General features: G+C 70.8%; 26 protein-coding genes and 2 tRNA genes. 18 read left to right on the top strand and 10 right to left on the bottom strand.

Annotated features, from left to right (window positions below):
• Positions 1-91: 91 nt before the first annotated feature.
• Positions 92-182 (top strand) — tRNA-Ser (locus AB0E78_RS05725).
• A 190-nt stretch (positions 183-372) separates the two neighbouring features.
• Positions 373-445, top strand: a tRNA-Arg gene (locus AB0E78_RS05720).
• Here AB0E78_RS05720 and AB0E78_RS05715 read toward each other — a convergent pair.
• Genes AB0E78_RS05715 through AB0E78_RS05705 form a run of 3 tightly spaced genes read right to left on the bottom strand, consistent with a single transcriptional unit; the run spans position 411 to position 1,554 of the window.
• The gene (locus AB0E78_RS05715; RefSeq protein ID WP_361828757.1) at positions 411-926 is read right to left on the bottom strand and encodes a site-specific integrase; all 516 of its coding nucleotides are present in this window, start codon (positions 924-926) and stop codon (positions 411-413) included. The genes AB0E78_RS05720 and AB0E78_RS05715 overlap by 35 nt on opposite strands.
• Positions 923-1,186, bottom strand: coding sequence for a hypothetical protein (locus AB0E78_RS05710; protein WP_361828755.1), 264 nt, complete (start codon positions 1,184-1,186; stop codon positions 923-925). Before AB0E78_RS05710 ends, AB0E78_RS05715 begins: the two co-directional genes overlap by 4 nt.
• The gene (locus tag AB0E78_RS05705) at positions 1,183-1,554 is read right to left on the bottom strand and encodes a hypothetical protein (RefSeq protein ID WP_361828753.1); all 372 of its coding nucleotides are present in this window, start codon (positions 1,552-1,554) and stop codon (positions 1,183-1,185) included. The genes AB0E78_RS05710 and AB0E78_RS05705 overlap by 4 nt, the downstream gene beginning before the upstream one ends.
• A gap of 202 nt (positions 1,555-1,756) precedes the next feature.
• Between AB0E78_RS05705 and AB0E78_RS05700 the strand changes: the two genes are divergently transcribed.
• Positions 1,757-3,010 (top strand): helix-turn-helix transcriptional regulator, encoded by a 1,254-nt coding sequence (locus AB0E78_RS05700; RefSeq protein WP_361828751.1) that lies wholly within the window; start codon positions 1,757-1,759, stop codon positions 3,008-3,010.
• Positions 3,011-3,058: 48 nt separating this feature from the next.
• Positions 3,059-3,607: a GNAT family N-acetyltransferase gene (locus tag AB0E78_RS05695; RefSeq protein ID WP_361828750.1), complete on the top strand. Its 549-nt coding sequence runs from the start codon at positions 3,059-3,061 to the stop codon at positions 3,605-3,607.
• Positions 3,608-3,730: 123 nt separating this feature from the next.
• Here the strand turns inward: AB0E78_RS05695 and AB0E78_RS05690 are convergent, their stop codons facing one another.
• Both AB0E78_RS05690 and sigJ read right to left on the bottom strand, forming a co-directional pair.
• Complete coding sequence (locus AB0E78_RS05690) at positions 3,731-4,957, bottom strand: FAD-dependent oxidoreductase (RefSeq protein WP_361828748.1); 1,227 nt, start codon at positions 4,955-4,957, stop codon at positions 3,731-3,733.
• A gap of 131 nt (positions 4,958-5,088) precedes the next feature.
• A complete protein-coding gene (gene sigJ, locus AB0E78_RS05685) occupies positions 5,089-6,039 on the bottom strand; it encodes an RNA polymerase sigma factor SigJ (RefSeq protein ID WP_361828746.1) in 951 nt (316 codons plus the stop codon).
• A gap of 225 nt (positions 6,040-6,264) precedes the next feature.
• Between sigJ and AB0E78_RS05680 the strand changes: the two genes are divergently transcribed.
• The 13 genes from AB0E78_RS05680 (at position 6,265) to AB0E78_RS05620 (ending at position 20,500) form a co-directional block, all read left to right on the top strand.
• Positions 6,265-6,687, top strand: a complete 423-nt coding sequence (locus AB0E78_RS05680; protein WP_361828745.1) for a hypothetical protein — start codon at positions 6,265-6,267, stop codon at positions 6,685-6,687.
• Positions 6,688-6,719: 32 nt separating this feature from the next.
• A complete protein-coding gene (locus tag AB0E78_RS05675) occupies positions 6,720-7,547 on the top strand; it encodes an ATP-binding cassette domain-containing protein (protein WP_361828744.1) in 828 nt (275 codons plus the stop codon).
• Positions 7,547-8,848 (top strand): hypothetical protein, encoded by a 1,302-nt coding sequence (locus AB0E78_RS05670; protein ID WP_361828742.1) that lies wholly within the window; start codon positions 7,547-7,549, stop codon positions 8,846-8,848. The genes AB0E78_RS05675 and AB0E78_RS05670 overlap by 1 nt, the downstream gene beginning before the upstream one ends.
• Before the next feature lie 50 nt (positions 8,849-8,898).
• A complete protein-coding gene (locus AB0E78_RS05665; RefSeq protein ID WP_361828740.1) occupies positions 8,899-9,513 on the top strand; it encodes a hypothetical protein in 615 nt (204 codons plus the stop codon).
• A gap of 44 nt (positions 9,514-9,557) precedes the next feature.
• Positions 9,558-10,454 carry a DUF2797 domain-containing protein gene (locus AB0E78_RS05660; RefSeq protein ID WP_361828738.1) on the top strand — a complete coding sequence of 299 codons (897 nt, stop codon included), beginning with the start codon at positions 9,558-9,560 and terminating at the stop codon, positions 10,452-10,454.
• Between the two features lie 163 nt (positions 10,455-10,617).
• Complete coding sequence (locus AB0E78_RS05655) at positions 10,618-11,028, top strand: antibiotic biosynthesis monooxygenase (RefSeq protein ID WP_361828736.1); 411 nt, start codon at positions 10,618-10,620, stop codon at positions 11,026-11,028.
• Positions 11,015-11,944 (top strand): amidohydrolase family protein, encoded by a 930-nt coding sequence (locus tag AB0E78_RS05650; RefSeq protein WP_361829515.1) that lies wholly within the window; start codon positions 11,015-11,017, stop codon positions 11,942-11,944. The genes AB0E78_RS05655 and AB0E78_RS05650 overlap by 14 nt, the downstream gene beginning before the upstream one ends.
• An 80-nt stretch (positions 11,945-12,024) precedes the next feature.
• The gene (locus tag AB0E78_RS05645; protein WP_361828734.1) at positions 12,025-12,786 is read left to right on the top strand and encodes a response regulator transcription factor; all 762 of its coding nucleotides are present in this window, start codon (positions 12,025-12,027) and stop codon (positions 12,784-12,786) included.
• Entirely contained in the window at positions 12,783-14,375 is a 1,593-nt protein-coding gene (locus AB0E78_RS05640) for a HAMP domain-containing sensor histidine kinase (RefSeq protein ID WP_361828732.1), read from the top strand. Before AB0E78_RS05645 ends, AB0E78_RS05640 begins: the two co-directional genes overlap by 4 nt.
• Positions 14,376-14,401: 26 nt before the next feature.
• A complete protein-coding gene (locus AB0E78_RS05635) occupies positions 14,402-15,763 on the top strand; it encodes a bifunctional glycosyltransferase family 2/GtrA family protein (RefSeq protein WP_361828731.1) in 1,362 nt (453 codons plus the stop codon).
• A complete protein-coding gene (locus AB0E78_RS05630; RefSeq protein ID WP_361828729.1) occupies positions 15,760-17,964 on the top strand; it encodes a glycosyltransferase family 39 protein in 2,205 nt (734 codons plus the stop codon). Before AB0E78_RS05635 ends, AB0E78_RS05630 begins: the two co-directional genes overlap by 4 nt.
• 151 nt (positions 17,965-18,115) lie before the next feature.
• Complete coding sequence (locus AB0E78_RS05625) at positions 18,116-19,633, top strand: MFS transporter (RefSeq protein ID WP_361828728.1); 1,518 nt, start codon at positions 18,116-18,118, stop codon at positions 19,631-19,633.
• 96 nt (positions 19,634-19,729) lie between these two features.
• The gene (locus AB0E78_RS05620; RefSeq protein WP_361828726.1) at positions 19,730-20,500 is read left to right on the top strand and encodes a TetR/AcrR family transcriptional regulator C-terminal domain-containing protein; all 771 of its coding nucleotides are present in this window, start codon (positions 19,730-19,732) and stop codon (positions 20,498-20,500) included.
• A gap of 7 nt (positions 20,501-20,507) precedes the next feature.
• Here the strand turns inward: AB0E78_RS05620 and AB0E78_RS05615 are convergent, their stop codons facing one another.
• From AB0E78_RS05615 to AB0E78_RS05600, 4 genes are all read right to left on the bottom strand, one after another.
• Positions 20,508-20,969 (bottom strand): PPOX class F420-dependent oxidoreductase, encoded by a 462-nt coding sequence (locus AB0E78_RS05615; RefSeq protein WP_361828724.1) that lies wholly within the window; start codon positions 20,967-20,969, stop codon positions 20,508-20,510.
• 178 nt (positions 20,970-21,147) lie between these two features.
• Positions 21,148-21,966, bottom strand: a complete 819-nt coding sequence (locus tag AB0E78_RS05610) for a YceI family protein (protein WP_361828722.1) — start codon at positions 21,964-21,966, stop codon at positions 21,148-21,150.
• 157 nt (positions 21,967-22,123) lie between these two features.
• A complete protein-coding gene (locus tag AB0E78_RS05605; protein WP_361828721.1) occupies positions 22,124-24,652 on the bottom strand; it encodes an MFS transporter in 2,529 nt (842 codons plus the stop codon).
• A 14-nt stretch (positions 24,653-24,666) separates the two neighbouring features.
• The gene (locus AB0E78_RS05600) at positions 24,667-25,146 is read right to left on the bottom strand and encodes a MarR family transcriptional regulator (protein WP_361828720.1); all 480 of its coding nucleotides are present in this window, start codon (positions 25,144-25,146) and stop codon (positions 24,667-24,669) included.
• A 172-nt stretch (positions 25,147-25,318) separates the two neighbouring features.
• Here AB0E78_RS05600 and AB0E78_RS05595 point away from each other — a divergent pair, with 172 nt between their 5' ends.
• Positions 25,319-25,519: a hypothetical protein gene (locus AB0E78_RS05595; RefSeq protein WP_361828718.1), complete on the top strand. Its 201-nt coding sequence runs from the start codon at positions 25,319-25,321 to the stop codon at positions 25,517-25,519.
• A 75-nt stretch (positions 25,520-25,594) separates the two neighbouring features.
• Here the strand turns inward: AB0E78_RS05595 and AB0E78_RS05590 are convergent, their stop codons facing one another.
• Positions 25,595-26,404 carry a hypothetical protein gene (locus AB0E78_RS05590; RefSeq protein ID WP_361828717.1) on the bottom strand — a complete coding sequence of 270 codons (810 nt, stop codon included), beginning with the start codon at positions 26,402-26,404 and terminating at the stop codon, positions 25,595-25,597.
• Positions 26,405-26,484 lie beyond the last annotated feature (80 nt).

The raw sequence follows: 26,484 nt of genomic DNA, 5'->3' as shown, positions 1-26,484 counted from the left end.
ACTAGTACCGTGGAAGCCGCGATTGGTGACACGCCGCCCGGCTGTGTCATCATCTGCACGCACCACCCGCGCTCGCGCAGGTGTGCAAGCTGGAGGCGTCGCCTAGTCCGGTCTATGGCGCCGCACTGCTAATGCGGTTTGGGACTTACATCCCATCGAGGGTTCAAATCCCTCCGCCTCCGCTGCAAGACCCGAAGCCCCGGTCCCCTGGACCGGGGCTTCGGCGTTCCTCCTTCGGGAGGCACGTTTCCGCAGGTCGCAAGCGGTGTGGCCAATGGATTTCACATGGCGGCGGCGGTCATGTAATGTTCTTCCTGTCGCCGCGAGCGGGCCGAAAGGCCGGGGAGCAAAGACAGAAAAAAGAAAAATCAAGCACTCGTAGCTTAACGGATAGAGCATCTGACTACGGATCAGAAGGTTGCAGGTTCGAATCCTGCCGAGTGCACAGCAGACCAGAGGCCCTGGCGGGTAACCGCCAGGGCCTCTGGCTTTTGCGTTGACGGCAGCATCGTCACGCGGATGGAGCTGTGCCCGAGGACTTCCATGATCGTCCGGGCGTCGGCACCCTGCTCGTGCAGGAGTGAGGCACAGGTGCGCCGAAGGTCGTGGAAGCGGACCTGACGTATGCCCGTCCGGTTGCTCAGGGGCTTGAAGGCGCGGTTCAGGTTCCGGGGCTCGATCGGGGTCCCGTTGCGCGTGGTGAACACGAGACCCGATGCCGTCCACTTCTCACCGGCCGCCAGCCGGTCGGCCCTCTGCTGAGCGCGGCGAGCCCGTAATACCGTCCGGCACTCCTCTGGCAGCGCGAGCCGACGTGTGGAGCGGCGGGTCTTCGTGGCCGTGAGCGGACACCGGCCAAAGCCGCTGCGGCCGGCCGCGTGGGCACGCGCGCGTCTACCCGAGCCGACGAGAATCGGGCAGGTCACGAGGCTGATGGGGGATTCGCTGCCGGGTCGGCCATGCTGGCGGTGAAGTGTTGCGACGCCGACAGTTCATAGCCGCCGTGCCCAGTGATCCCGGCGTGCTTGAGACACCACAGTTGGGCGTCGTCTCCCGCCGCCGTATCGACGCATTGCTCTGAGCAGGTGAGGCACTTGCCGACATGGCGCACGGCCGCTTCCGGTTCGGCTTTCAGCGTCCACTCGGCGAAGCGATAGATGCCGCGCGAGACCCCGGCCGCGCTCATCCGAATGCCTCAGCCGGAAGCTGTGGGCCGTCCCCGTCGTCGAGATCGTCCTCCTCCGCGTCGACCGGGCCAGGATCGTCATCGGGTACGGGCAGCCGTGTGCCCCTGCTGTCTGCGATCCGCTTCGTGTCACGCAGGGACTGGCTCATGCAGGACAGCGCGAACCGGAGCTGATCAGCAGTGGCCTTGCTGTCGTCTAGCAACTCGTCGACATGGCTCAGCAGGTCATCTGCCATGCCGAGCTGAACGGACTCGATGTTGTCTGCCACACGGGCCAGGTATCCGTTGCCGTCGCTGGACAGGTAGCACGGCTTGCCTTCGGGAGTCACCCAAGGAAGCAGCCGTGCCACGTGCGTCGTGACCGTCACGCCGTCACCTCCGTACCGTGCGGCAGGACCGGCATTCGAAGTCTCGCGCTAGCTTGAGTCATGTCGTCAACCTCCTGGGTTGATGGCCACGCCCCCCGGGCTGTCCACCACGGTCGCGGGGGTCCTTCTTCAGCAAGACCCTTGCGCCGAACACCTGTTGATCCCATCCCATGGCCCTATAGACCGGCCCTATATTGGAGATATGGGAGAAGCTCCCGAGAGCTTGTGGTCTCACCCGCAGCTGGCCACGGCGGTCACCAGCGAGGACTGGGGCGCCGTCTTTCGCACGTACCGCAAGCTCACCGGCCTGAGCCAGACGAAGCTCGGGGAACGGGTCGGTCTCGCCCAGTCCGATGTGTCCGACATCGAGCGGGAGCGCCGCCGCATCACCTCCGTCGAGGTGCGGCAACGCATCGTGGCCGGGCTCAGGATTCCGGCCGAGCTCCAGGCCGTAGCAGCAGAGGCAGGCCGGACAGAGACTCCGATTCCGGGGCTTTCGCTACCGGGAGCCGCGCAGGATGAGGATCTATTGGCCCGTGTGACGAGCGTGGTCGACTCCTCCCACCGGGTCGACGCAGCCACTCTCGATTGGCTGGACCGACTCCTCGCCGAGCACCGTCGCGCCGAGGACCACATGGGGTCACGGCCGCTGGTCGAGGTGATGCGTCAGCAACTCCGGACTGTCGTTGACCTTTACGCGGGGGCGCGTGGCCCGCTCGCAGACCGCGTCGTACGACTCGCCTCCGAACACGCGCAGTTCCTCGCGTGGATGGCCCAGGACCAGGCGCAGTCTGCCGCTGCCCTTGCTTGGTACGACCGCTCGCACGAGTGGGCGCTGGAGGCGGGAGACGCCAACATGGCCGCCACGACGCTCAGCATGAAGGCACACATGGCGTGGTCCGGCGGCCGGGGAACGAGGTGTGTCCGCCTGGCGGAAGCGGCGCGCTGGTCAGCGCCGGGCACTTCGCTCGGAGTGCAGGGCATGGCCGCACAGATGGCCGCCCGAGGGCACGCGCTCAACGGTGAGGCCGACGACGCGCACCGCCTGCTTGATGAAGCGCAGGGGCTCATCCGCCGGGCGTCCGAGCACCCCGAGGACGAGCCGGTCTGGATGTACTTCTACGACGAGACGTGGTTCACCCTGCAGCGTGGCATGGCGGCACTGCACTTGCGTGACTGGCGGGAGGCCGTGGATCGGATCACGGTTGGGCTCGCCGCACTGCCGGACGAGTACCGACGCGACAAGACTTGGTACCGCGCTTGCCTCGCGCACGCGCTCGCCGGGGTCGGTGAGTCTGCGCAAGCCGCGTCAGTGGCTGTGGCGAGCGTCCCCGACGCCGCCGACATCGGGCGTCCGCACTCGTGGAACGAGCTGCACACCACGGCCGCCGTGTTGAAGCGACGGGGAGCGAAAGAAGGCTCAGAGTTGGTGGCTGCCCTACGCGAATACGACTAGGTCTTCTCTTTCGGATCACTCTCACGGGCGTGCGATAGGTTGCCCGCCATGGCTGAACTCGGACCCGTCGCCTGGCCACCTGCCCTGATCAGGACCGACAGGCTCATGCTCCGCGAGTCCGAGGCCCGAGACCGTGAGGCGTTCATCGAACTGTTCGCATCGCCAGAGGTGCGCACTCACCTCGGTGGCCCTCGACCGCGCGATGAGCTCGAACGCGCGCTACCTGAGATACCCGGTCGGCGCCCTGGCCTTTTCGTGATCGATCTCGACGGAGCGATGATCGGCTCGATCACGCTCGATCGGCGCGATTCAGAGCGTCCGGGTCACCTCCGTCCGGAAGCCGGGGAGGCCGAGCTCGGTTACATGTTCCTGCCGGAAGCGTGGGGACGGGGGTACGCCGCCGAGGCATGTGCAGCAGCACTCGACTGGTTCTCTGATGCACTCCCCGGCGAGCCGGTGGTGCTCTGCACCCAGACCGCCAACGACCGCTCGATGCGCCTCGCGGAGAAGCTGGGGTTCACCGAGGTGGAACGGTTCGAGGAGTTCGGCGCCGAGCAGTGGTTCGGCGAGTGGTACTCGGTCACGCCGTCTGGTTGAGCCAGGTCGTTCCTTAGGATCATGACCCTGGCCAAATGATGATGCGGAGTGACGGCAGCGAGGGCAGACCCAGGCTGACGACCACGGCCCCCGGATCATCCGGGGGCCTTTTGCGTTGTCGGGTCAGGCCGTGGCCTTGGCCGGGGTGGTCGGGTGGGGCTGGGGCTGCGCTTGGGGGGTGATCGGGCGGGGGCGGGTTGGCATTCCTACCGTTGGGTGGGCGACGGCCCAGGCCGCGCCCTTGCAGATCAGTTCCTTGTAGAGGGCGGCGAGCCTGCCCGTCAGGGCCGCCTTGACCGAGCGGTCGTCGGCGGTGACGTACTGGATCAGTCCGTTCCTGCGGCCCAGCGAGATGCACTGGTTGAAGTAGCGGAGCGGCGTCTTCGGGATCTTTCCGCCGGTCAGGCGGGCCGCGATGGCGTCGGCGGCCTGCCAGGCCATGGGGGTGCCCGTGGCGCACGACATCCGCAGCGGCTTGTCGCCGGGGCCCATCGCCATGGCCGCGTCGCCGACCGCGTACACGTCCGGGTGCGAGACCGAGCGCATGGTCCGGTCCACCACGATCTGGCCGCTGTCGGTGACCTCCAGGGTGGTGGCCCGCGCGATTGGGTGCACCGCGAAGCCGGTGGTCCATACGGTGACCGCGGCCGGGATGGACCCGCCGTCGGCGGTGGTGACGTGGTCCGCCCGGACTCCGGTGACGGCGGCCTGCTCGTGTGCGGTGATGCCGAGCCCGGCGAAGACCTTCCGGACGTGGCCGCGGCCCTTGGGCGAGAGCCAGTCGCCGAGTTCGCCGCGGGCGGCGAGGGCGACGTCGAGGTCGGGGCGGGCCTCGGCGATCTCGGTCGCGGCCTCCAGGCCGGTGAGGCCGCCGCCGACGACGACCACGCTCTCCCCGGCGTCCAGGCCGGCCAGGCGCTCGCGCAGCCGGAGCGCTCCGGGGCGGCCCGCGATCTCATGGGCGTGCTCGGCGGTGCCGGGGACGCCCTGCGCGTTCCAGCCGCTGCCGAGGGCGTAGACCAGGGTGTCGTACGGAAGTTCCTCGGCCGCCTCACCGCTCGTGAACGTGACCGTCTTGCCGTCCACGTCGACGGCGGTGACCTTGGCGAGCTTCAGCTCGACGCCGGTGCCCGCGAACATCTCGCTGAAGGGGCGCGGCGCCAGGTCCTGGCCGACCGTCAGCTGGTGCATCCGGACGCGCTCGACGAAGTCGGGCTCGGCGTTGACGAGGGTGATGGCCACGTCCTCGCGGCGCAGCCGCTTGGCGAGGCGTCCGGCGGCGATGGCTCCGGAGTATCCGGCTCCGATGACGACGATGCGGTGCTGCCGCGTGGTCTGGTGCTGCTGCATGGTCTGGCTCCTGTCAGCTCTTCATCGGCTCTTCAGCGGGTTGCGCCCCTTGAACCGGGCAGCCCGCCGTTTCCTGACAGGAACGCGAAGTGAGCCACGTCACAGCCGCATCGCGCAGGTGTCACCCGTGGTCAGAAGGCCTCGCGCAGCGCGGGCTCACCGTGGTCGGTTTCCGCCCACCGCCGGGTCGCGCGTTCGAGCTTGTCGGGGTTGACCTGGTTGTGGAACGCCGCGATGCCGTCGGCGGTGATCTCCAGGCACATGATGCCGACGACCCGGCCGCCGATGACCGCCACGATGGCGGGGGCGCCGTTGGCGGTCGTGATGTGGGCCTCGGGGGAGCCGCCGACGTAGGCGCGCTTGGCCTCGCTCGGCTTGAACAGGCCCCGCATGAACTTCGCGACCGCGACGGCGCCCTCGAACGCCTTGGCGCGGGCCGGGATCTTCCCGCCGCCGTCGCCGATCGCGACGGCGTCCGCGGTGAGCAGCCGCACCAGCGGCTCGGTCCGGCCGCTGGTGGCGGCCGCGAGGAACTCCTCGACGATCCGCATGGCCGCGGCCTCGTCGAACTCGGTGGTACGGGTCTTGCCCTCCGCGACGCGCTTCTTGGCGCGGTGGAAAAGCTGCTGACCCGCGGACTCGGTGATGTCGAGAATCTCGGCGATCTCCCGGTGCCGGTAGCCGAAGGCCTCCCGCAGCACGTACACCACGCGCTCGTCGGGCGAGAGACTCTCCATGAGCCTGAGGACCGCGTACGACAGTGATTCGCGCTGCTCGGCGGTGTCCGCGGGGCCGAGCATCGGGTCCCCGGCGAGCAGCGGTTCGGGGAGCCACTCGCCCACGTAGGTCTCGCGGCGGGCGCGGGCCGAGGTGAGCTGGTTGAGGCACAGGTTGGTGAGGACCTTCGTCAGCCAGGCCTCGGGGACCTCGATGTGGTCGACGTCGGCGGCCTGCCAGCGCAGGAAGGTGTCCTGTACGGCGTCCTCGGCGTCGCTCGCCGAGCCGAGGAGGCGGTAGGCGATGGCCTCAAGGCGGGGCATGGCCGCCTCGAACCGGTCGACGTCCTGCACGGTCAGAGCCATGCCCCGGATCCTAGCCCGCGCGGGGCGCGCGGGCCCGGTCCGCTCATCGGGCGGGAGGGCGGCCGTAGTTCACCCCGGCCGGGTGCCCCCGCAGACGCCCCACGGCGCCCCGCACCCGGCCGGAGATGTGATCGTCGGCACAGCTGAAGCATTGGCCACCGGAGTCACATATTCCACACATAGCGTGATCAACGACCAAGTAGGTCCTGCTTAATTGGAGGATTGATGCGCAAGTTGTACACGGGGAAGCGCAAGCTCGCGGTCGTGGGGGCGCTGACGGCGATTGCCATCGGCGTGCCCACCGTGGGCGCGGTCGCGGGGGAGATCAGTGGAAGCAGGCTTCCGTTCTCCATAGCCACCGCGGGCAGCAAGGAAGACGGTGACCGCTGGAAGGGCAAGAGCAGCGGCCACGCCAAGGTCTGCGGCGATGTGCCGGTGAACGACACCAGGACGTTCAGCGCGTACATCTACCAGGACAAGAGCTTCCGCCCCGACCCGAAGATCACCAGCACGTCCCGCAGCTACAAGCAGGCGTACGGCTGTGGTGCGTACAAGGGCACCAGCACGGGTGGCAAGTACTACACCAAGGCCACCTGGGCCGGGATTCCCGGCAGCCGGGCCTACGGTTACGTGAACGCCCAGAACTGATTCGTGAACGCCCAGAACTGATCAGGAATCACGTGACCACCAGCAACAGCACCGCCGCGGCCGGCTCCCAGCCGGTCGCGGCGGTCGCGGCCGTGACCGCCGTGACCGTCAAGTACGGCTCCACGGTCGCCCTCGACGACGTATCGCTTGAGTTTCCCTCCGGGGTCACCGGGCTGCTCGGCCCCAACGGGGCGGGGAAGAGCACCCTGTTGTCCCTTCTGAGCACGGCACGCAGACCCAAGTCCGGGTCGGTCACCCTCCTCGGCGACGAGGCGCCCGGCCGGGCGCGGGTGCAGCGGATCCGGCAGCGGATCGGGGTGCTCCCGCAGTCCTTCGGGTTCTATCCCCGTTTCACCGTCCTGGAGTTCACCGAGTACGCGGCCTGGCTGCGCAAGGTGCCCGCCGCTCAGCGGCGCGAGCGGGCCCGCGACGCGCTGCGCCTCGTACAGATGGAGAAGCACGCCGACCGCAGGATGGGCGCACTGTCCGGCGGCATGCTGCGCCGCGTCGGGATCGCCCAGGCCATGGTCAACGAACCGTCCCTGGTGCTCCTCGACGAACCGACCGTCGGCCTCGACCCGGCCCAGCGCGTCGGATTCCGCGGTCTGATCCAGGAGTTGGGCGAACGGGCCGCCGTGGTGATGAGCACCCACCTCGCCGAGGACGTCGCCCACGTGTGCGACCGGGTCGCCGTACTCCTGGAAGGGTCGGTCCGCTTCACGGGGACGGTCGCCGAGCTGTGCGCGCTGCCGGGCGCGGGGGCGCCGGGGGCGGACGGCGAGGACGGCAAGGAGATCGACGGGGGAGCCGTGGAAGCCGGGTATCTGCACCTGGCGGGGACGGAAGCGGTGGCCATCTGATGCGCGTGCTGCTGACCGAGATGCGGCGCGGCGAGGCCAAGTGGGCCGCCGCGCTCATGGGCGCGATCGGGGTGTACTACTTCACCGCCGAGAGCCCCGACGAGAGCGACTGGATCGGCTGGTGGACGCAGACCAGCCTGCAGGTCCAGCTCTACTCCGTGATCGTGATGGGCTCGGTGATGAGCGCCGCGGCCGCCTGGGGAGCGGGCCGCGCCTTCCGGCACAGGACCAGGGTCTGGGCGGACACCGCGGCCCGGGGCGGCTGGTCGCAGTCGCTGCTCCTGTGGCTGGCGGTGTGGCTGTGGTCCCTGCTCGCGTACGCCGTCCTGGTGGCCGTCGCGTTCTCACGGACCGCGGGGGTCAGCGACGTCAGCGAGCCCGCGTGGACGCCGCTGCTGCTCGGGGCCGGGATGATGGGCCTGGAGATCGCCGTGGGGGTCGCGATCGGTTCGGCGCTGCCGTCCCGCGTGGTCGCGCCCTTCGCCGGGATCTTCTGGTACGGGCTCTTCGTCTTCGTCGCGTTCGTCCCCGACACCCCGCTGGACAAGCTGTTCCCGGCGATAGACGAGTTCTGGAGCTCGGAGTTCGAGCCCAACACGACGCGCATGCTGATCGCCGTCGCCTGGTGCCTGGCCTTCGGCCTGCTCCTGACCGCACTGCCCGCGCTGCGGCGCCGTGCGGCGCTCGCCCCGCGGCCCCTCGCCCTCGGGGCGCTCGTCGTGGCCGCCGTCGTCGCGGGCGGCACGCTGGTCGCCTTCCGCACGCCGAGGCCCGACTCGTACTGGGCGGTGCGCAAGGCCCAGCCCGCGCGGCAGCTCTGCGCCTCAAGCGGCCGTACGAAGGTGTGCCTCTGGCCGGAGGACCGCCATCTGCTGCCCAAGGCCCGCGCCGCCGTGAAGACCGTCGATGAGCGGCTCGGCGACCTGAAGGGACTCAACCGCGCCTTCTACGCGAGCGGCCTCGACCGGCCCGCGGGCCGCAGCGCCGAGCTGTCCCTGATGACGCCCGCGGAGACCGAGGCCGACCTGACCGACGCCCTGTTCGCGGCGGCCCTGCCCCAGCCCAAGTCCCCTGACTGCGCGCCCCACTTGCTCAAGGAGACCGGCGGCTACCCCGACACGTTCCTCTTCGAAGCCGTCATCCGCGCCCGCGCCGGAGCGCCCAGCGAGTACTACGGCGAGAAGTTCGGCCGCGTCCTCGCCCGCATCACCGGCGCCCCGGCCGCGAAGCAGGACGCGTGGATCGAGGCGGCGGCCGAGGACATCCGCGTCTGCCGCCCCGTTCCGGAGCCGCCGCGGTGAGCCCTGTGAAGGGCCGTGTCAGGGGCCTCCAAGCGGCCAGGAATCCCCAGGTGGGCGCCGCCATCGCGTTCGTACGCTGCCGTGGGCTGCCCCGGGCCACCGGTGTCGCGCTCCTTATCGCCCTGGCGGCGACCGCGTTCGCGGGGCAGCGCGTCGCGGTGCCCGAGTTCCGCTATCTCGTCGACTTCAGCGTGCCGGTGGCCGAGGTCGTGCCGCTGGCCCACGCCGTGGTCCTCGCCACCACGCTGTTCTCGCCGATGGCCGACCTGGAGCAGACCGCGGCCCAGCCGATGAGCCGTCTGCGGGGCGGCTATCTGCTGGTGCTGCTCGCCCTGGCGCTCGGTCTCAGCGCGCTGCCGCTGCTCTCCGGCGCCACCGCCGAGGTGTTCGGCTCGGCGGCCCGCAACGTCGTGGGCTATCTCGGCCTCGGCATGATCAGCGCACGCCTCTTCGGCAGCGGGCTCGCCTGGCTGCTGCCGCTCGGCATGTTCGGCCCCACGCTGCTGCTCGGCGTGGACAGCGACAACACCCCGGAGCCGTGGGCCTGGTCGCTGCACGCGTCGTCCAGTACGTCGGCCGTCGTCGTGGCCGTCCTCCTTTGGCTGACCGGCGCGGTCGCCGCCGCCACGGGGCGGCCCCGGCAGACGGAGCGGGCGGAGCAGTAGGCGGACCGGCGGCCGCGGTGGGGCGGCTGCGCGAGACTGGTCCCATGGAGTGGCGCAGTGCGGGGCTGAGCTGGGCGGACAGTGAACGGCCCGTGCTCGTGTGGGAGCGGGGGGACGTCAGCCCGCTGGTCGTGGGGCGGCGCGTGGGGTTCCGGGCCGTCGGCCGGCGGGAGTGCGTGGGTGCGCGGGGGAACCCCTGTCCGGTCGGCGCCGCCGTGCCGGGGCGGGCGACGCAAGCCCGGTGTGCGGAGTGCGCGCGGCTGGACCGGGCGCACTCGGTGGCCGCGGACACCATCGCCGACGATCCGCGGACCTACCGCGTCTACCTCGCGTGGTTCGGCGCCGGGATGGTGAAGGTCGGGATCACCCGCGAGGAGCGCGGCCCGGCCCGGCTCCTCGAACAGGGGGCGGTGGCCTTCGTCTGGCTGGGCCATGGACCCTTGATGGCCGCGCGGCGGGCCGAGGAGCTGCTGCGGGTCGCGCTCGGGGTGCCGGACCGGATCTCGTACGCCAGGAAGCGGGCCGTGCGGGCCACTCTGCCGGGTGCGGACGAGCGGCGGCTGGAGCTGGAGCGGATGCATGGCTTCGCCCTCGCGTTGGAGGGGTGGCCCGAGTCGCTGGAGCGGGTCGCGCTGGGGGGCCACGGTGTGGTGGACCAGGGTGTCGCGGACCACGGTGTGGTGGACCACGGTGAGGTCTTCGGGGTGGAGCGTCTCGCGGGTGCCGGCGGGTTCGCCGTGACCGAGCTCGTCGACGGCGGGGCGGTGCTGGGGGATCTCGTCGCCGTGGCCGGACCCGACGTCTACCTCGACGACGGCGGGCGGCTGATCGTCCTGGACAGCCGGCTGCTGCGGGGCTGGCGGCTCGACGGGGCGCGGGAGACGGCGCGTACGACCGTTCCTGTGCGGGAGGTGCCCGCTGTTCAGGGCGGGCTCTTCTGAATCCCGGGAATCCTGTGCATCCCGTAAAGCCCGCGGGCTCCGAGATGCCTCGTGGCGCCTCGTGGCGCCGAAGCTGACCGGAGGGTCAAGACTGGCTGCCCGTACGGCAATGAAGGCGGGGAGAGGGTGGACAGGCGGGCAGGGCACGACTGAGTCTGGGGACATGAGTGATCAGTCCGTCACGCCTGTCCCCCCGTTCGAACCCCCTTACTACGCCGTCGTGTTCACCTCACTGAGGACCGAGGCCGGAGACGGTCACCAAGGCGAGGAACAGCATCAAGCCCAAGCCCTGGACGACGACGGCTACGACGCGACCGGCGCCCGCATGGACGAGCTCGTCGCCTCCGTGCCCGGCTTCCTGGGGATGGACTCCGCGCGGACGCCCGGCGGTCTCGGCATCACCGTCGGGTACTTCCGGGACGAGGACGCGATCAAGCGGTGGCGCGGCGACGCCGAGCACCGCACGGCCCAGAAGCGCGGGCGCGGCGAGTGGTACGAGAAGTACGTCGTCCACGTGGCCAAGGTGGAGCGCAGCCATGGTTTCGAGCGGAGGGACGACCATGTGCGGGGGTGACGCCGAGACGGCCGCAGGCGGTGTCGGGGAACGGGAGGCCAGGGCCGTCCGTGACTTCTGGGAGCGGCTCGGGCTGCCCGGACTCATCGACGTGCACACGCACTTCATGCCCGAGCGCGTCCTCGCCAAGGTGTGGGACTACTTCGACTCCGCCGGTCCGCTGACCGGCGTGAAGTGGCCCATCGCCTACCGGCACGAGGAGGCGCAACGGCTCGCGCTGCTGCGGGAGTTCGGCGTCCTCGCCTTCACGTCGATGATCTACCCGCACAAGCCGGGCATGGCGGAGTGGCTCAACGGCTGGGCCGTCGGCTTCGCCCGCCGGACGGACGGCTGTCTGCACACGGCGACCTTCTTCCCCGAGCCGGGAGTCGAGGCGTATGTGCGCGACGCCGTCGATTCCGGGGCCCGGATCTTCAAGTCCCATGTCCAGGTGGGGGGTTACGACCCGAATGACCCCGCGCTGACGCCTGTATGGGGGCTGCTCGCCGAGGCCGGCATCCCGATCGTGGTGCACTGCGGGTCGGGGCCCGCGCCGGGCAAGCACACCGGGCCCGAGCCCATCGGGCGGCTGCTCGCGAGCCACCCCCGGCTGCGGCTCGTCGTGGCGCACATGGGGATGCCGGAGTACGCCGACTTTCTCGACATCGCCGAGCGGTACGGCGAGGTCAGGCTGGACACGACCCTGATGTTCACCGACTTCTCCGAGGGGCTCGCGCCGTTCCCGCGCGCCGAGCTGCCGCGGCTCGCCGATCTGGGGGACCGGATCCTGCTGGGATCGGACTTTCCCAACATCCCGTACGCGTACGTCCATCAGCTGCACGCCCTGGAGCGGCTCGGTCTGGGGGACGACTGGCTGCGCGCGGTCTGTCACGGGAACGCGGCCGGACTCTTCGGGCTGCCGGGTAGCCGCGACTAGCCGCGCCCGGACGGCGTTTCTCAGGGAATTCACAGGTTCCGGCAAGAGCACTCTCAGGGCCGCGGAGCACGCTGTCGGTCATGACTACGACCTCGCCCCAGGGGCGTACCGAACTGCTCAGGGCGGACGGTAGCCCCGTCCGCGTGCTCGTCGTCGACGACGAGGTGTCGCTCACGGAGCTGCTCTCCATGGCCCTGCGCTACGAGGGCTGGCAGATCCGCAGCGCGGGGGACGGCGCCGGTGCGGTGCGCGCCGCCCGTGCCTTCCGGCCCGACGCCGTGGTGCTCGACATGATGCTGCCCGACATGGACGGCCTCGCCGTGCTCGGACGGCTGCGCCGCGAGCTGCCCGACGTGCCGGTGCTGTTCCTGACGGCCAAGGACGCCGTCGAGGACCGGATCGCCGGGCTCACCGCCGGGGGCGACGACTACGTGACCAAGCCCTTCAGCCTGGAGGAAGTCGTCGCGCGCCTGCGCGGGCTCATCCGTAGGGCGGGCGCCTCCGACCGGCGCAGCGAATCCGTGCTCGCCGTCGGGGACCTCACCCTCGACGAGGACAGCCACGAGGTGACGCGCGGCGGGGACTCCATCCACCTCACCGCCACCGAGTTCGAGCTCCTGCGCTTCCTGATGCGCAACCCGCGGCGCGTGCTCAGCAAGGCGCAGATCCTGGACCGCGTGTGGAACTACGACTTCGGGGGCCAGGCCAACGTCGTCGAGCTCTACATCTCGTACCTCCGCAGGAAGATCGACGCGGGACGTGAGCCGATGATCCACACCCGGCGTGGCGCCGGATACCTGATCAAGGCCGCGCCCTCGACCGAGGTGGCCGCCGCCTCATGAAGCGGAGACGGCAGCCGCGGTCGCTGCGGACGCGGCTCGTCGTCTCGGCGGTGGCGCTGATCGCCGTCGTCTGCGCGGTGATCGGCACGGTGACGACCATCGCGCTGAGCTCGCACCTGTACCAACAGCTGGACGGCACGCTCGACACGGTGGCGATGCGGGCGAAAGGCGGGCCGCTGCCCAAGCCGGGTGAGGACGTCCCCGGCGGCATGACCGATGATGCGGGCGATCCGCTGCGGTTCGTCTCCAAGGGGCCGCAGGAGGTCGGCACCATCGGGGCCGTCGTCAAGGACGACGGCTCGGTCGGCCAGGCCCTGGTCAGCAACGAGCCCGAAAGCGGGACCTTCGAGCCGAAGACCGACCGGCTCGACGCGGCGCAGTCCGCCGCGCTCGGCTCCGTGCCGCGTGACGGGCACCCGCACAACGCCGACATCCCCGGCCGCGGCGAGTACCGCGTGGAGTACGCGACAGGGCCCCACGGCGACTTCCTCGTCGGCATCCCCACGGCCAAGGTGCGGAACACCCTCAGTACGTTGATCATCGTCGAGGTCAGCGTCACCGCCGCGGGCCTGGTCGCCGCCTCGCTCGCCGGCGCGGCCATGGTCGGCGTCGCGCTGCGCCCGCTGCGCCGGGTGGCGGCGACCGCGACGCGGGTATCCGAACTCCCTCTGCACAGCGGCGAGGTGACGCTGTACGAACGCGTCCCCGACACGGCGCCGAACACGGAGGTCGGGCAGGTGGGCGCCGCGCTCAACCGGATGCTCGACCATGTGCACTCCGCGCTGCACGCGCGCCAGGAGAGCGAGACGCGGGTACGCCAGTTCGTCGCGGACGCCAGCCATGAGCTGCGTACGCCGCTGGCGTCGATCCGCGGCTATGCCGAACTGACACGCCGGGGGCGGGAGTCGGCCGGTCCTGATACGCGCCACGCCCTCGGCCGGATCGAGTCCGAGGCGCAGCGCATGACGGGGCTCGTGGAGGACCTGCTGCTGCTCGCCCGTCTGGACGAGGGGCGCGACAGCCCCCGCCCCGGGGCCAGACCGCCGCTCTCGTATCGGAGCACTGATCTCTCACCGCTGGTCGTGGACACCGTGAGCGACGCGCGGGCCGCAGGACCGGAGCACCACTGGGCCCTGGAACTGCCGGACGAGCCCGCGCTCGTCCTCGCCGACGCGCCCCGCCTCCAGCAGGTCGTCGTCAACCTCCTCGCCAACGCGCGTACGCACACCCCACCGGGCACGAAGGTCACCGCCCGCGTGCGGCGGGCCGGTACCGGCGTCTGCCTGGAGGTCGAGGACAACGGCCCCGGCATCGCCCCCGCCCTCCTCCCCCACGTCTTCGAGCGCTTCGCCCGCGGCGACGCATCACGCTCCCGCAACGCCGGGTCCACCGGGCTCGGTCTCGCCCTCGTACAGGCCATCGTCACGGCACACGGCGGCGGTGTGACGGTGGACAGCGTGCCGGGCCGGACCGTGTTCACGGTGACGCTGCCCGCCGTGTCCGACGATGCGGCGGGCCAGGTCAGCGGCGCCGGAAGCGATGTCGGGAACGGCTCACAGGCGGGCCACAGGCTCACCACACAGCCCTGACAGACCACTTGGCGAATGTCGGTGTCATGCAAACCGACTCTTTCCCGGGCGGCGCTTGCTCGGTCCCTCTGCCGGCGCGGGCCCACCTCCCCGCCGGGCGGCGCGATGTGCCCGTCCTGGACATCGTGATCCCCGTCTACAACGAGGAGAAGGACCTTCAGCCGTGTGTGCGGCGCCTGCACGACCATCTCGTACGCACCTTCCCCTACCCCTTCCGCATCACCATCGCGGACAACGCGTCCACGGACCGCACCCCCGAGGTGGCGGCGCAGCTCGCCGTGGCGAGCGAAGAGGTCCACTACACACGCCTCGAGCAGAAGGGGCGCGGGCGGGCCCTGCGCGCCGTGTGGTCCGCCTCGGACGCCCCGGTCCTCGCCTATATGGACGTCGACCTGTCCACCGACCTCAACGCGCTGCTCCCGCTGGTGGCGCCGCTGATCTCCGGCCACTCGGACCTGGCGATCGGCTCCCGCCTCTCCCGCAGCTCGCGGGTGGTGCGCGGCCCCAAGCGGGAGTTCATCTCGCGCAGCTACAACCTCATCCTGCGCGGCTCCCTCCAGGCCCGCTTCTCGGACGCCCAGTGCGGGTTCAAGGCGATCAGGGGGGACGTGGCGGGGGTGCTGCTCCCGCTGGTCGAGGACACGGGGTGGTTCTTCGACACCGAGATGCTGGTGCTGGCCGAGCGCGCGGGCCTGCGCATCCACGAGGTGCCGGTCGACTGGGTCGACGACCCGGACTCCACGGTCCACCTGGTCAGGACGGCCACGGACGACCTCAAGGGGGTGTGGCGGGTCGGGCGCGCCCTCGCGATCGGCGCGCTCCCGCTCGACCGCCTCGCGCGCCCCTTCGGGGACGACCCGCGCGACCGGCAGCTGACCGGCGTACCGGGCGGCCTCGCCCGCCAGCTGGTCGGCTTCTGCGTGGTCGGCGCGCTCTCCACGCTCTTCTACCTGCTCCTGTACTCCGGCTTCCGTACGTTCTCGGGCTCGCAGGTGGCCAACGCGCTCGCCCTGCTCGTCTCGGCGGTCGCCAACACGGCGGCCAACCGGCGCCTGACCTTCGGGGTGCGCGGCCGGGACCGTGCGATGCGCCACCAGGCACAGGGACTCGTGGTGTTCGGCATCGGCCTCGCCCTGACCAGCGGCTCGCTGGCCGCACTCGGCGCGGCTTCCGGGGACCCGTCGCACTCCACGGAACTCGCCGTGCTGATAGCCGCCAACCTCGCGGCGACGGTCCTGCGGTTCCTGCTCCTGCGGGCCTGGGTCTTCCCCGAGCGGCGGGACGCCGCGGCGGCCCCCGTGCTCCGTTACGAGCAACTCCCGCACGAAGAACAGCAGTTCCGCGTCACCGCAGCCGCGGACACCCACGACCCGAGGAACGCGCGATGACGACCATTCACCCCGATCACCCGGCGCATCCGGCGTCCCCGCCACCGGCCGCACCGCCCCACGAGGGCGCGGGCCACCGACGGGCCGCGGCGGGCGGCTTGCCCGCCCGTGCCTGGCGCGGCCGCCCCGACGACCCGCGCTGGGCGCGACCCGCCTTCCTGGGCCTGCTGCTCGCGACCGCCGTCCTCTACCTCTGGAACCTCAGCGCCTCCGGCTACGCCAACTCCTTCTACTCCGCGGCCGTCCAGGCGGGCAGCCAGAGCTGGAAGGCGATGTTCTTCGGCTCGCTCGACGCGGGCAACGCGATCACCGTCGACAAGCCCCCGGCCGCGCTCTGGCCGATGGCCCTGTCCGTACGCGTCTTCGGGCTCAACTCGTGGGCGGTGCTCGTCCCGCAGGTGCTCATGGGCGTCGCGACGGTCGGTGTCCTGTACGCCGCCGTGCGCCGCCGCTTCAGCCCGGCGGCCGGGCTCATCGCGGGCGCGGTGCTCGCGCTGACACCCGTCGCGGCGCTGATGTTCCGGTTCAACAACCCGGACGCGCTGCTCGCGCTCCTGATGACCGTCACCGTGTACTGCGTCCTGCGCGCCCTGGAGCACGGCCGCACCAAGTGGCTGGTGTGGGCAGGCGTCGCGGTCGGTCTCGCCTTCCTGGCCAAGACGCTGCAGGCGTTCCTGATCCTGCCGCCGCTGGCGGTCCTGTACGCGGTGTGCGCACCGGTGCGGCTGCGCAAGCGCTTCGGCCAGCTCGCCCTCTCCGGGCTCGCGATGGTCGTCGCGGGCGGCTGGTGGGTCGCGATCGTGGAGCTGTGGCCCGCGTCCTCACGTCCGTACATCGGCGGCTCGCAGAACAACTCCTTCCTTGAGCTGACCTTCGGCTACAACGGTCTCGGCCGCATCAGCGGCGACGAGACCGGCAGTGTCGGCGGCGGGGGCGGCCCCGGTGGCGGCGGAGGCGGCAGCCAGTGGGGCGAGACCGGGCTCGGGCGGATGTTCAACTCCGAGGTCGGCAGCCAGATCTCCTGGCTGATCCCGGCCGCGCTGATCCTGCTCGTCGGCGGCATCGTCCTCACCGGGAAGGCCCGCAGGACGGACACCGTGCGTGCGGCGTTCGTGGCGTGGGGCAGCGCGCTCCTGATGACGGCGGCCGTCTTCAGCTTCATGGCGGGGATCTTCCACCAGTACTACACGATCGCCCTCGCCCCCTACATCGCGGCGCTGATCGGCATGGGTGCCACGGTCCTGTGGGAGGAGCGGGCCAAGTGGTGGGCGGGCGCGCTGCTGGGCGCGGCCGTCGCGGGCACGGCGTGGTGGGGGTACGTCCTGCTCGGCCGGACCCCCGACTACCTGCCGTGGCTGCGCTGGGCGGTGCTGATCGGCGGCCTCGTGGGCGCACTCGGGCTGCTGATTGCGGCCCGTCTCGGGCGGCAACTGGCGCTCGTGGCGGTGGGCCTGAGCTTCGCCGCGTCCGTGGCGGGGCCGGTCGCGTACACCCTCTCCACCGTGAACAGCGCGCACACCGGGTCGATCGTGACCGCGGGCCCGGCTTCGGCGGGGCGGATGGGCGGCGGTCCCGGCGGGGGCGGTGGCCCTGGCGGTGGCGGAGGCGGTGGGATGCAGCCGCCCGGCCAGAACGGCCAGCAGGGCGGCCAGAACGGCAGGCAGGGCGGCAACGCCATGCAGCCCCCGACCGGCGGCCAGAACGGCGGCGGCATGGGCCGGCCTCCGGGCCAGAACGGCCAGTCCCAGCTGGGGAAGCAGGGGAGGCAAGGCCAGCAGCAGGGTGCCCGTACCGGTGAGCGCGGCGGCATGGGCGGAGGCGGCGGCATGGGCGGCCTCCTCGACGGCGCCCAGGTCAGCGCCAAGGCGAAGAAGCTCCTGGAGACGGACGCCGGGGACTACACCTGGTCGGCGGCGGCCATCGGCTCGCAGAACGCCGCGAGCTACCAACTCGCCACCGGCGACCCAGTGATGGCCATCGGCGGCTTCAACGGCAGCGACCCGTCCCCGACCCTCGCGCAGTTCAAGCAGTACGTCGAGGACGGGAAGATCCACTACTTCATCTCGGGCGGTGTCATGGGAGGCGGCATGGGCGGCGACAGCGGCACCGGCTCCAAGATCAGTTCCTGGGTGCAGGACACCTTCAAGAAGGTCACGGTCGGCAGCGCGACCTTCTACGACCTGACCCAGCCGAAGAGCTGACGCACCCCGTCGTACGAGGGGCCGGCCGCACCCTGCGGCCGGCCCCTCACGCACGCCTGCCGAAAATCGTCTTGTACGGCGTACAGGAGATGCTCTACGGTGTACATCGCTGACCACTCGTACACCGTATAAGTAGTAGTAAGGAGAGGGTATGACGGCAACGACGACCGCCGGAACCCCCACCGCCCAGCAAGGGCACCCCCAGCGCTGGCTGATCCTCGGCGTCATCTGCCTCGCCCAGCTCACCGTCCTCCTGGACAACACCGTCCTGAACGTCGCCATCCCCTCCCTCACCAAGGAACTGGACGCGTCCACGGCCGACATCCAGTGGATGATCAACGCCTACTCGCTCGTCCAGTCCGGCCTGCTGCTCACCGCGGGCAGCGCGTCCGACCGCTACGGCCGCAAGAAGATGCTCACCGCGGGCCTCGCCCTCTTCGGTATCGGCTCGCTGGTCGCGGGCCTCGCCCAGTCCTCGGCGCAGCTCATCGCCGCGCGGGCCGGGATGGGCATCGGCGGCGCGCTCCTGATCACCACCACGCTCGCGGTGGTCGTGCAGATCTTCGACGACACCGAGCGGATGAGGGCGATCGGCCTCTGGTCGACCGTCAACTCCCTCGGCTTCGCGCTCGGCCCGCTGATGGGCGGCGTCATGCTCAACCACTTCTGGTGGGGCGCGATCTTCCTCATCAACATCCCCGTCGTGATCGTCGCGCTGGCCGCCGTGGTCAAGCTCGTCCCCGAGTCCAAGAACCCGCAGGGCGATCGCCCCGACCTGCTCGGCGCGCTGCTCTCCACCATCGGCATGGCCTCGGTCGTGTACGCGATCATCTCCGGCCCCGAACACGGCTGGACGTCGACGCAGGTGCTCGTCGCGGCCGCGGTGGGCGTGGTCGTCCTCGGCATCTTCGTCGTCTGGGAGCTGCGCATCCCGTATCCGATGCTGGACATGCACTTCTTCCGCAACCAGAAGTTCATCGGCGCCGTCGCGGGCGCCATCCTGGTCGCCTTCGGCATGGGCGGCTCGCTGTTCCTGCTCACCCAGCACCTCCAGTTCGTGCTCGGCTACGAGCCGTTGGAGGCGGGCCTGCGGACGGCGCCGCTCGCGGTCACCGTCGTCGCGCTCAACCTCACCGGCCTGGGCGCACGCCTCCTGAAGAGGACGAGCACCCCCGCGACGATCGCCATCGGCATGAGCCTGCTCTCCGCGGGCCTCGCCGCGATCGCCGTGCTCGGCGGTGACAACTACGCCGGGATGCTGGCCGGTCTCATCGTGATGGGCGCGGGCATCGCGCTCGCCATGCCCGCCATGGCCAACGCGATCATGAGCGCCATCCCGCCGGAGAAGGCGGGCGTGGGCGCGGGCGTCAACGGCACGCTCGCGGAGTTCGGCAACGGTCTGGGCGTCGCCGTCCTCGGCGCTGTCCTGAACTCACGGTTCGCCTCGCTCGTCACCGTCTCCGCGGTCTCGCTGCCCGCCGCGCTTGCCGCGGCGGGGTCGGACGCCGAACGCGCGAAGATCTCCGACGCCTTCTCCTCGGGTCTGGAGACCAGTCAGCTGGTGGGCGCGGTGGCCGTGCTGCTCGGGGGCATGCTGGCGGCCGCGTTGCTGAAGCGCGCGGAGAGGGCAGACTCTGCCAAGGCGGACCCGGCCGCGGCGTCCGCATAGCATCGGCGGGTGGGTGGCGGACTGGCCAATTCCGGTCTGTCGCCCGCCCCGGACGACCGGTATCGGTACAAGAGCTCAGGACCAGAAAGGTGCGCCATGGCGAAGGCAGCCGATCGCGCGAAGCGCCCCGCGCGGACCAGCGTCTGGCTGGAGGGCAAGGCCCCCCGGAACGGCGCGGGCCGCAGGAGCGATCAGCCGTCGGGCCTGGACCGTGAGCGCATCACCGAGGCCACGGTCCGCCTCCTGGACGAGGAGGGCCTCGCCAAGTTCTCCATGCGCCGCCTCGCCGCGGACCTGAACGTCACGGCGATGTCCGTGTACTGGTACGTCGACACCAAGGACGACCTCCTCGAACTGGCCCTGGACGCGGCCGCCGGGGAGATGGCCCTGCCGGACGCCGACGCGGTCACGGCCGAACGGTGGCGCGAGGTGCTGCGTGAACTGGCCGAGGAGTACCGGGGGCTGCTGGTCCGGCACGCCTGGGTGTCACCGCTGGTCGGCAACTTCCTCAACATCGGTCCGAACTGGCTCAAGTTCGCCCTGACCGTGCAGGAGGTGGTGCGCAGGACCGGCCTGCCGGCGGAGAAGCAGGCCGGGGCCATCGCCGCCGTCTTCCAGTTCGTCTACGGGTTCGGCACCGTGCAGGGCCACTACATCGCGCGGTGCGCGGCGGCGGGGCTCACTCCCGGGGAGTACTTCAAGGAGGCCATGGGCGCGGTCCATGACCACCCGGAGGTGGAGAAGACCCTGCACAGCGCCTCCGACATGCTGGAGGCGCGGGGCGGGACCACGGTCGAGGAGATGTGGGAGCTGGACTTCAAGGTCGCGCTCGACCTGCTTGTGGCGGGCATCGAGGCGATGCTCTAGCGGGCGGCTACGCCTTCGCCGCGGGGAAACCGCCCGTGGCCACCGGGCCCCACCGCTCCGGGGTGATCCGGATGATGGACTTGCCCTGCTTCACCATCGCCTCGCGGTACTCGTCCCAGTCCGGGTGCTCGCCCGAGATGTTCCGGAAGTACTCGACGAGGGGCTCCACCGACTCCGGGGAGTCGATGACCTCCGCCGTCCCGTCGATCTGCACCCAGGGCCCGTTCCACTCGTCGCTCAGCACCATGATGCTGACCTGCGGATTCCGCTTGGCGTTCCGCGTCTTGGCCCGCTCCGGGTAGGTGGACACCACGATCCGCCCGGAGTCGTCGACCCCGCAGGTCAGGGGGGATCCCTGCGGGGTTCCGTCGCCACGGGCGGTGAGCAGGACCGCGCGGTGGCGCGGGCGAACGAAGTCCAGCAACTCATCGAGGGACACGGTGGTGTTGGTCGCGATGTTCGGTGCCATGGCTCGCACCCTACGCCGGGGCGGCGCGAGGGAACGTGCCTCTCCCGCCCACCCGCCCGATTGCCCGCAGTCGGCAGCGAGACGCGAGGGGACGTGCCGGCGGACATACCGGCGCGGCCCCGCACCCACAGACGGACCAGCACCGCACCCGGCCCCGGCACCCGCCCCGCCCGGCCCCCTAGACCTGCGGCAGCGCATCCCCCTGGACCGTCTGGATGTCCAGTTCCACCCTGAGCGTCGTGCCGATGGCCGAGATGCCCGCCTGGACCACCTGGTTGTAGTTCATGGCGAAGTCCTCGCGGCGCAGTTCCGCCGTGGCGCGGAACGCCGCCCGGGTCCCGCCCCAGGGATCCGCGCCGGTGCCGAGGTAGCTCAGGTCCAGGTCGACCGGGCGTACGACACCGTGCATGCCCAGCTCGCCGTGGACCGTCCAGCGGTCAGGGCCGGCGGGCGTGAGGCCGGTGGAGCTGAAGGTGAGCTCCGGGTACTGGTCGACGTCCAGGAAGTCGGGCGACTTCAGGTGGCCGTCCCGCATGCCGTTGCCAGTGTCGATGGACGCCGACCTGATGACCGCCTCGACGCGCGACTTCTCCACGTCCTCGGCGATCTCCACCCGCCCGCCGAACTCGGTGAACCGGCCGTGCACGCTGGTGATCCCCAGGTGCTGCGCGGTCGCGCCCACGGTCGAGTGCGCCGGGTCGATGGTCCACGGCCCGGGCGGCGGCAGCTCCGTGCCGCCCTGCCGGGCGAGGACGATGTTGCCGACCTCGGCGCGGCCGCTCGCCGTGACGAGCGCGGTCGAGGCCACGGGGGCGTAGCCGACCGCGGTGACGATGACGGTGTACGGGCCCGGAGGCAGGGCCGTCGCGTCGCGCACGGCTCCCTCCCCGTCCGCCGCGGCCCGCAGCACCTGCGTACCGGTCATGTCGGTGAGGGTGACGACCGCGTGCGATACCGCCCACCCGTCACGTGTGCGGATCCGAGCGCTGAGTCCCATCCCGTTTTCTCCTTGCCAAGCTCAAAAAGAGTGCGGCCCCCGGCGGCGGTGACACGGCCGTCCCCTGCCGTGTACGTCACCGCCAACCCGGGGGCCCTTTCCACAACCGGCCCGTGCGCGCTCATCCGCTCGAAGCGCGCGCACGGGCCGGGGTCGACTACTCGCCCGGGTGGGCGAGTTCGATGTCGTGGTCGCCGACGCCCTCACCGGTGACGGTGAGGCCCGTCGCCACCGGCGGGTAACCGGTCGCGATGACCGTGTACTCGCCGCTGTCCAGGTCGGTGAAGGCGTACGCGCCGTCCGACCCGGTGGTGGCGGAGGCCACGACGTTGCCCGCCGCGTCCACCAGCGTGACGCGGGCGTCGTTCAGCGGACCGCCCTTGGCGCGCACGGTGCCGAGCACCTGCGAACCGGCGTTCAGCTCGACCTCGACCCGGGTGACGCCGACCGCGCCGACCTCGACGGGCAGCGCCATCGGGCGGTGCCCCGCGGCGTTCACCGCGATGGTGACCTGGCCGGGGACCAGCTCGGCGAAGGTGAACTCGCCCTGCTCACCGGTGATCCCGGTGGCCAGGACGTCGCCGCGCACGTCGGTCACGATGACCATCGCGCCCGAGACCGGCAGCTTGCCGTCGGAGGCCCGCACCACACCGCTGAGGCCGCTCGTGCCGCTCAGCAGGATGTCGTACGTGAGCGCCTCGTCGGAGACGACGACCGTGGAGGCCTGCGGCTGGAAACCGTCGGCCGAAGCGATCAGCACGTACGAGCCCGCACCGGGAGCGTCGACCGCGTAGGAACCGTCGGCCTGCGCGACCGCACGGCCGAGCTGGCGTCCCCCGAGGGAGATCAGCGTGACCGCGGCCCGCGGGACCGGAGTGCTCTCGGCGCCGCGGACGAAGCCGTGGACCGGAGTGCCGCCGGTGATCTGCGGCGGGGCGTCACCGGTGGCCGACGAGGCCAGCGCGGCGAGCTTCTGCGTGCCGTCGGGACCCGCTTCGGTGTGCGCGCCGACGGAGGCGAGGACCGGCTGCTCCTCGGTGGCCGCGGTGGCCGCGGTGTTCGAGGGGGCGGCCACGGGGGAGTCCGAGGACTCGGCGGCCTGGGCCAGCGCACCGGACGTACGCAACGGGACCTCCTTGATGAAGATCGTGATCAGGAAAGCGAGGAAGGCCAGCGGGGCCGCGATCAGGAAGACGTCGGCGATGCCGTGCCCGTAGGCGCTCTCCATGACCGTGCGGAACGGGGCCGGGAGCTTGTCCAGGTCCGGGATGCCGCCGCCGCCCGTGCCGCCGTGACCCGCCTGCGCGGCCTTCGGGCCGAGGTCGGCCAGGCCGTCCTTCACATAGTCGGTGATGCGGGTCGCCATCACGGCGCCGAGCGCCGAGACGCCCATGGCGCCACCGAGGGAACGGAAGAAGGTGACGACCGAGCTCGCGGAGCCGAGGTCCTCGGGAGCGACCTGGTTCTGCGTGGCGAGCACGAGGTTCTGCATCATCATGCCGATGCCCAGACCCATCAGGGCCATGAAGATCGCGATGTGCCAGTACTCGGTGTCGTAGCGCATCGTGCCGAGCAGGCCGAGACCCGCGGTCAGGAGCGCACCGCCGGCGACCAGCCAGACCTTCCACTTGCCGGTCTTGGTGATGATCTGGCCCGACACCGTCGAGGAGATGAACAGGCCACCGATCATCGGGATCGTCATGACACCGGACATCGTCGGCGACTTGTCGCGCGCCAGCTGGAAGTACTGGCTGAAGAACACCGTGCCCGCGAACATGCCGACACCCACGAAGAGCGAGGCGAGGGAGGCGAGGGTGATGGTGCGGTTGCGGAAGAGCCGCAGCGGGATGATCGGCTCGCTCGCCTTGGACTCGACGAGCAGGAAGAGCAGGCCGAGGACGATCGAACCGCCGACCATGGCGCCGGTCTGCCAGGACATCCAGTCGTACTTGTCGCCCGCGAAGGTCACCCAGACCAGGAGCAGGCAGACGGCCGCCGTGATGAAGAAGGCGCCGCCCCAGTCGACCTTGACGTCCCGCTTCACGACGGGGAGCTTCAGGGTCTTCTGCAGGACGATCAGGGCGATGATCGCGAAGGGCACGCCGACGTAGAAGCACCAGCGCCAGCCGAGCCACGACGTGTCGGTGATGACACCGCCGAGCAGCGGACCGCCGACGGTGGCGACGGCGAAGGTCGCGCCGAGGTAGCCGGAGTAACGGCCGCGCTCGCGCGGCGAGATCATCGCGGCCATCACGATCTGCGCGAGGGCGGAGAGACCGCCCACGCCGATGCCCTGCACGACACGGCAGGCGATCAGCATCTCGGGGCTCTGCGAGAGACCCGCGACGATCGAACCGCCCACGTAGATGATCAGGGCTATCTGGACCAGGGCCTTCTTGCTGAAGAGGTCCGACAGCTTGCCCCACAGGGGCGTGGTCGCCGTCATCGCCAGGAGCGAAGCGGTGACGACCCAGGTGTAGGCGGACTGTCCGCCGCCCAGGTCGCCGATGATTTCGGGCAGGGCGTTGGAGACGATCGTCGACGACAGGATCGCGACGAACATGCCGAGCAGCAGGCCGGAAAGGGCCTCCATGATCTGCCGGTGTGTCATCGGGGCGTTCTCGTCGTGCGACGCTCCGTGCTTGGCGTGGCTGCCCCGCACACCGGATGGTGTGGTTGTTGCCATGGGCTTCCTCTTCGTTACGCGGGTGTACGGGTGGTCTCTTCGACGGGGAGCCGGGCCGAAGCCGCACGGCAGTCCCCGAAGCTGTCGCGCAGTCGCGCGAGCAGCGTGCTGAGCTGGACGACCTCGTCGTCTGACCAGTCATGCAAGTAGTGGGTGAGGGTCCTGATGGACAGGTCGGACAGCTCGTTGACCTTGGCCTTGCCCCCGGGGGTGAGGCGCAGGATCCGGGAGCGCTTGTCGGCGGGGTCGGGATCCCGCTGGATCCACTCCCTCTCGGCGACATGGGCCACGTGGCGACTTGTCACCGACATGTCCACGGCGAGCAGCTCGGCGAGCCTGCTCATCCGCATCTCTCCGTGCCGGTCGAGCAGGATGAGTACGGCGGCGGACCCTGCCGGGCAGTCGTGCGGAAGACCTCTTCCGAGGCCACGCTTCACGGCACCGATGGCGCTGAGCTGTCGGGCCAGCTCCTCGTAATGACGTTGCGCGGCCACGGCACCTCCTATGTTGTTGCTTAGGGCAACGATAGAGACAGTTGGTTGCCGCAGGCAAACTAAAACCGGACCAACGCCCTAAAGACTCGGTAAAGGTCTGGGACCCTGCTCGTAAAGTCCGTGGTCAGCGGGGGTTGGGCCGACCCCCGATGGTTCGCTAGGGTCCTGCGCTATGGCACACAACCCCCAGGGCCCCCAGAACCCCGACCCCGCCGGCAGCACGCAGATGTTCCGCGCGTTCGTCGACGAGTCCCCCCAGGGCCGAGCCCAGCAGCCGGCGGCGGCGCCCGCGGGCCCGCGCATCGGCCTGATCATCGGCGTCGTACTCGCGATCGTGGTGGTGGCGGGGGTGGCCTGGCTGGCGTTCAAGTAGCCTCCCGGCCGCCCCGCCGGGGGCGCGGACGCGGACGCGTCAGGGAATCCCTGGCGCGGGCGCGTCAGAGAACCCCTACTTCCACTTCACGGAGACGTCCCGCGTCTCCACATGCATCCCCAGCGGCACCCGCCACGCCTCGACGCATACGGTCCAGGTCTTCTGCACGGCCTTCCCCGCGTCGATGGGGGCGGGCAGCTTCTGGGTGGACTCGACCGTCGCCCAGTCCACGCCGAGGGCGCCGATGACGTGCGTGCCGAAGGTGACCGTGCCCGAGCGCACCGGTGATCCACCGGTGTTGCGGAAGGAGACGGTCACTTTCTCGCACCAGCGGTCGGCGGCGGGCTTGCGCCGCGGTTCGCCGACGCCGAGCTTCGCGGGACCGCTCGGCTGCGTGCTCGTACCGCCGCCGGGCGCGGAGGGGGTGCCGCTCGCCCCGCCCTCGGAGGGCCCTGTGGAGCCGCCTCCGGAGCTGCCTCCCGAACTTCCTCCCGAACCGCCGGTGCCGCCGTCGGAACTTCCCGCCGTACGGCCGGGCTTGGCGGCGTCGGTCGAGGGATCGCCGCCGACCGGGGTGTCCGAGGAACCCGAACCGGCCTTGCCGCCAGGGGACTTGCCGTCGGAGCCGTCGGAGCCGGGCTCCGCGGAATCGGAGCCGCCGCCGTCACCCTTGGCGTCGGCCGGCTCCCCGCTCCCGTCCAGCGGTACGAGCTCCACGTCGCCGGTGGGTGCAACTCCCTTGCCGGGCGCCCGCTCAGGCCTCGCGGCGGCCGGGCCGGTGGCCACATAGCCGTCGCCGTCCTCGCTGCCGCACGCGGCCAGCAGGCCGCCCAGACACAGGACCGCCGTGGAGGCGCCCAGTACGTTTCGCATGCCACGTCGCATCGCGCCAGTGTGGCTGACGGGTCGTCAATTAGGAACACCGTCAGCAACACCGGTCACTCCGCGCCCTGTTGAAGCCGGGC

Source organism: Streptomyces sp. NPDC032198 (assembly GCF_040636975.1).
In the GTDB taxonomy this organism is placed as follows: Bacteria; Actinomycetota; Actinomycetes; order Streptomycetales; family Streptomycetaceae; genus Streptomyces.
This window is presented reverse-complemented; position numbering and strand designations above follow the sequence as displayed.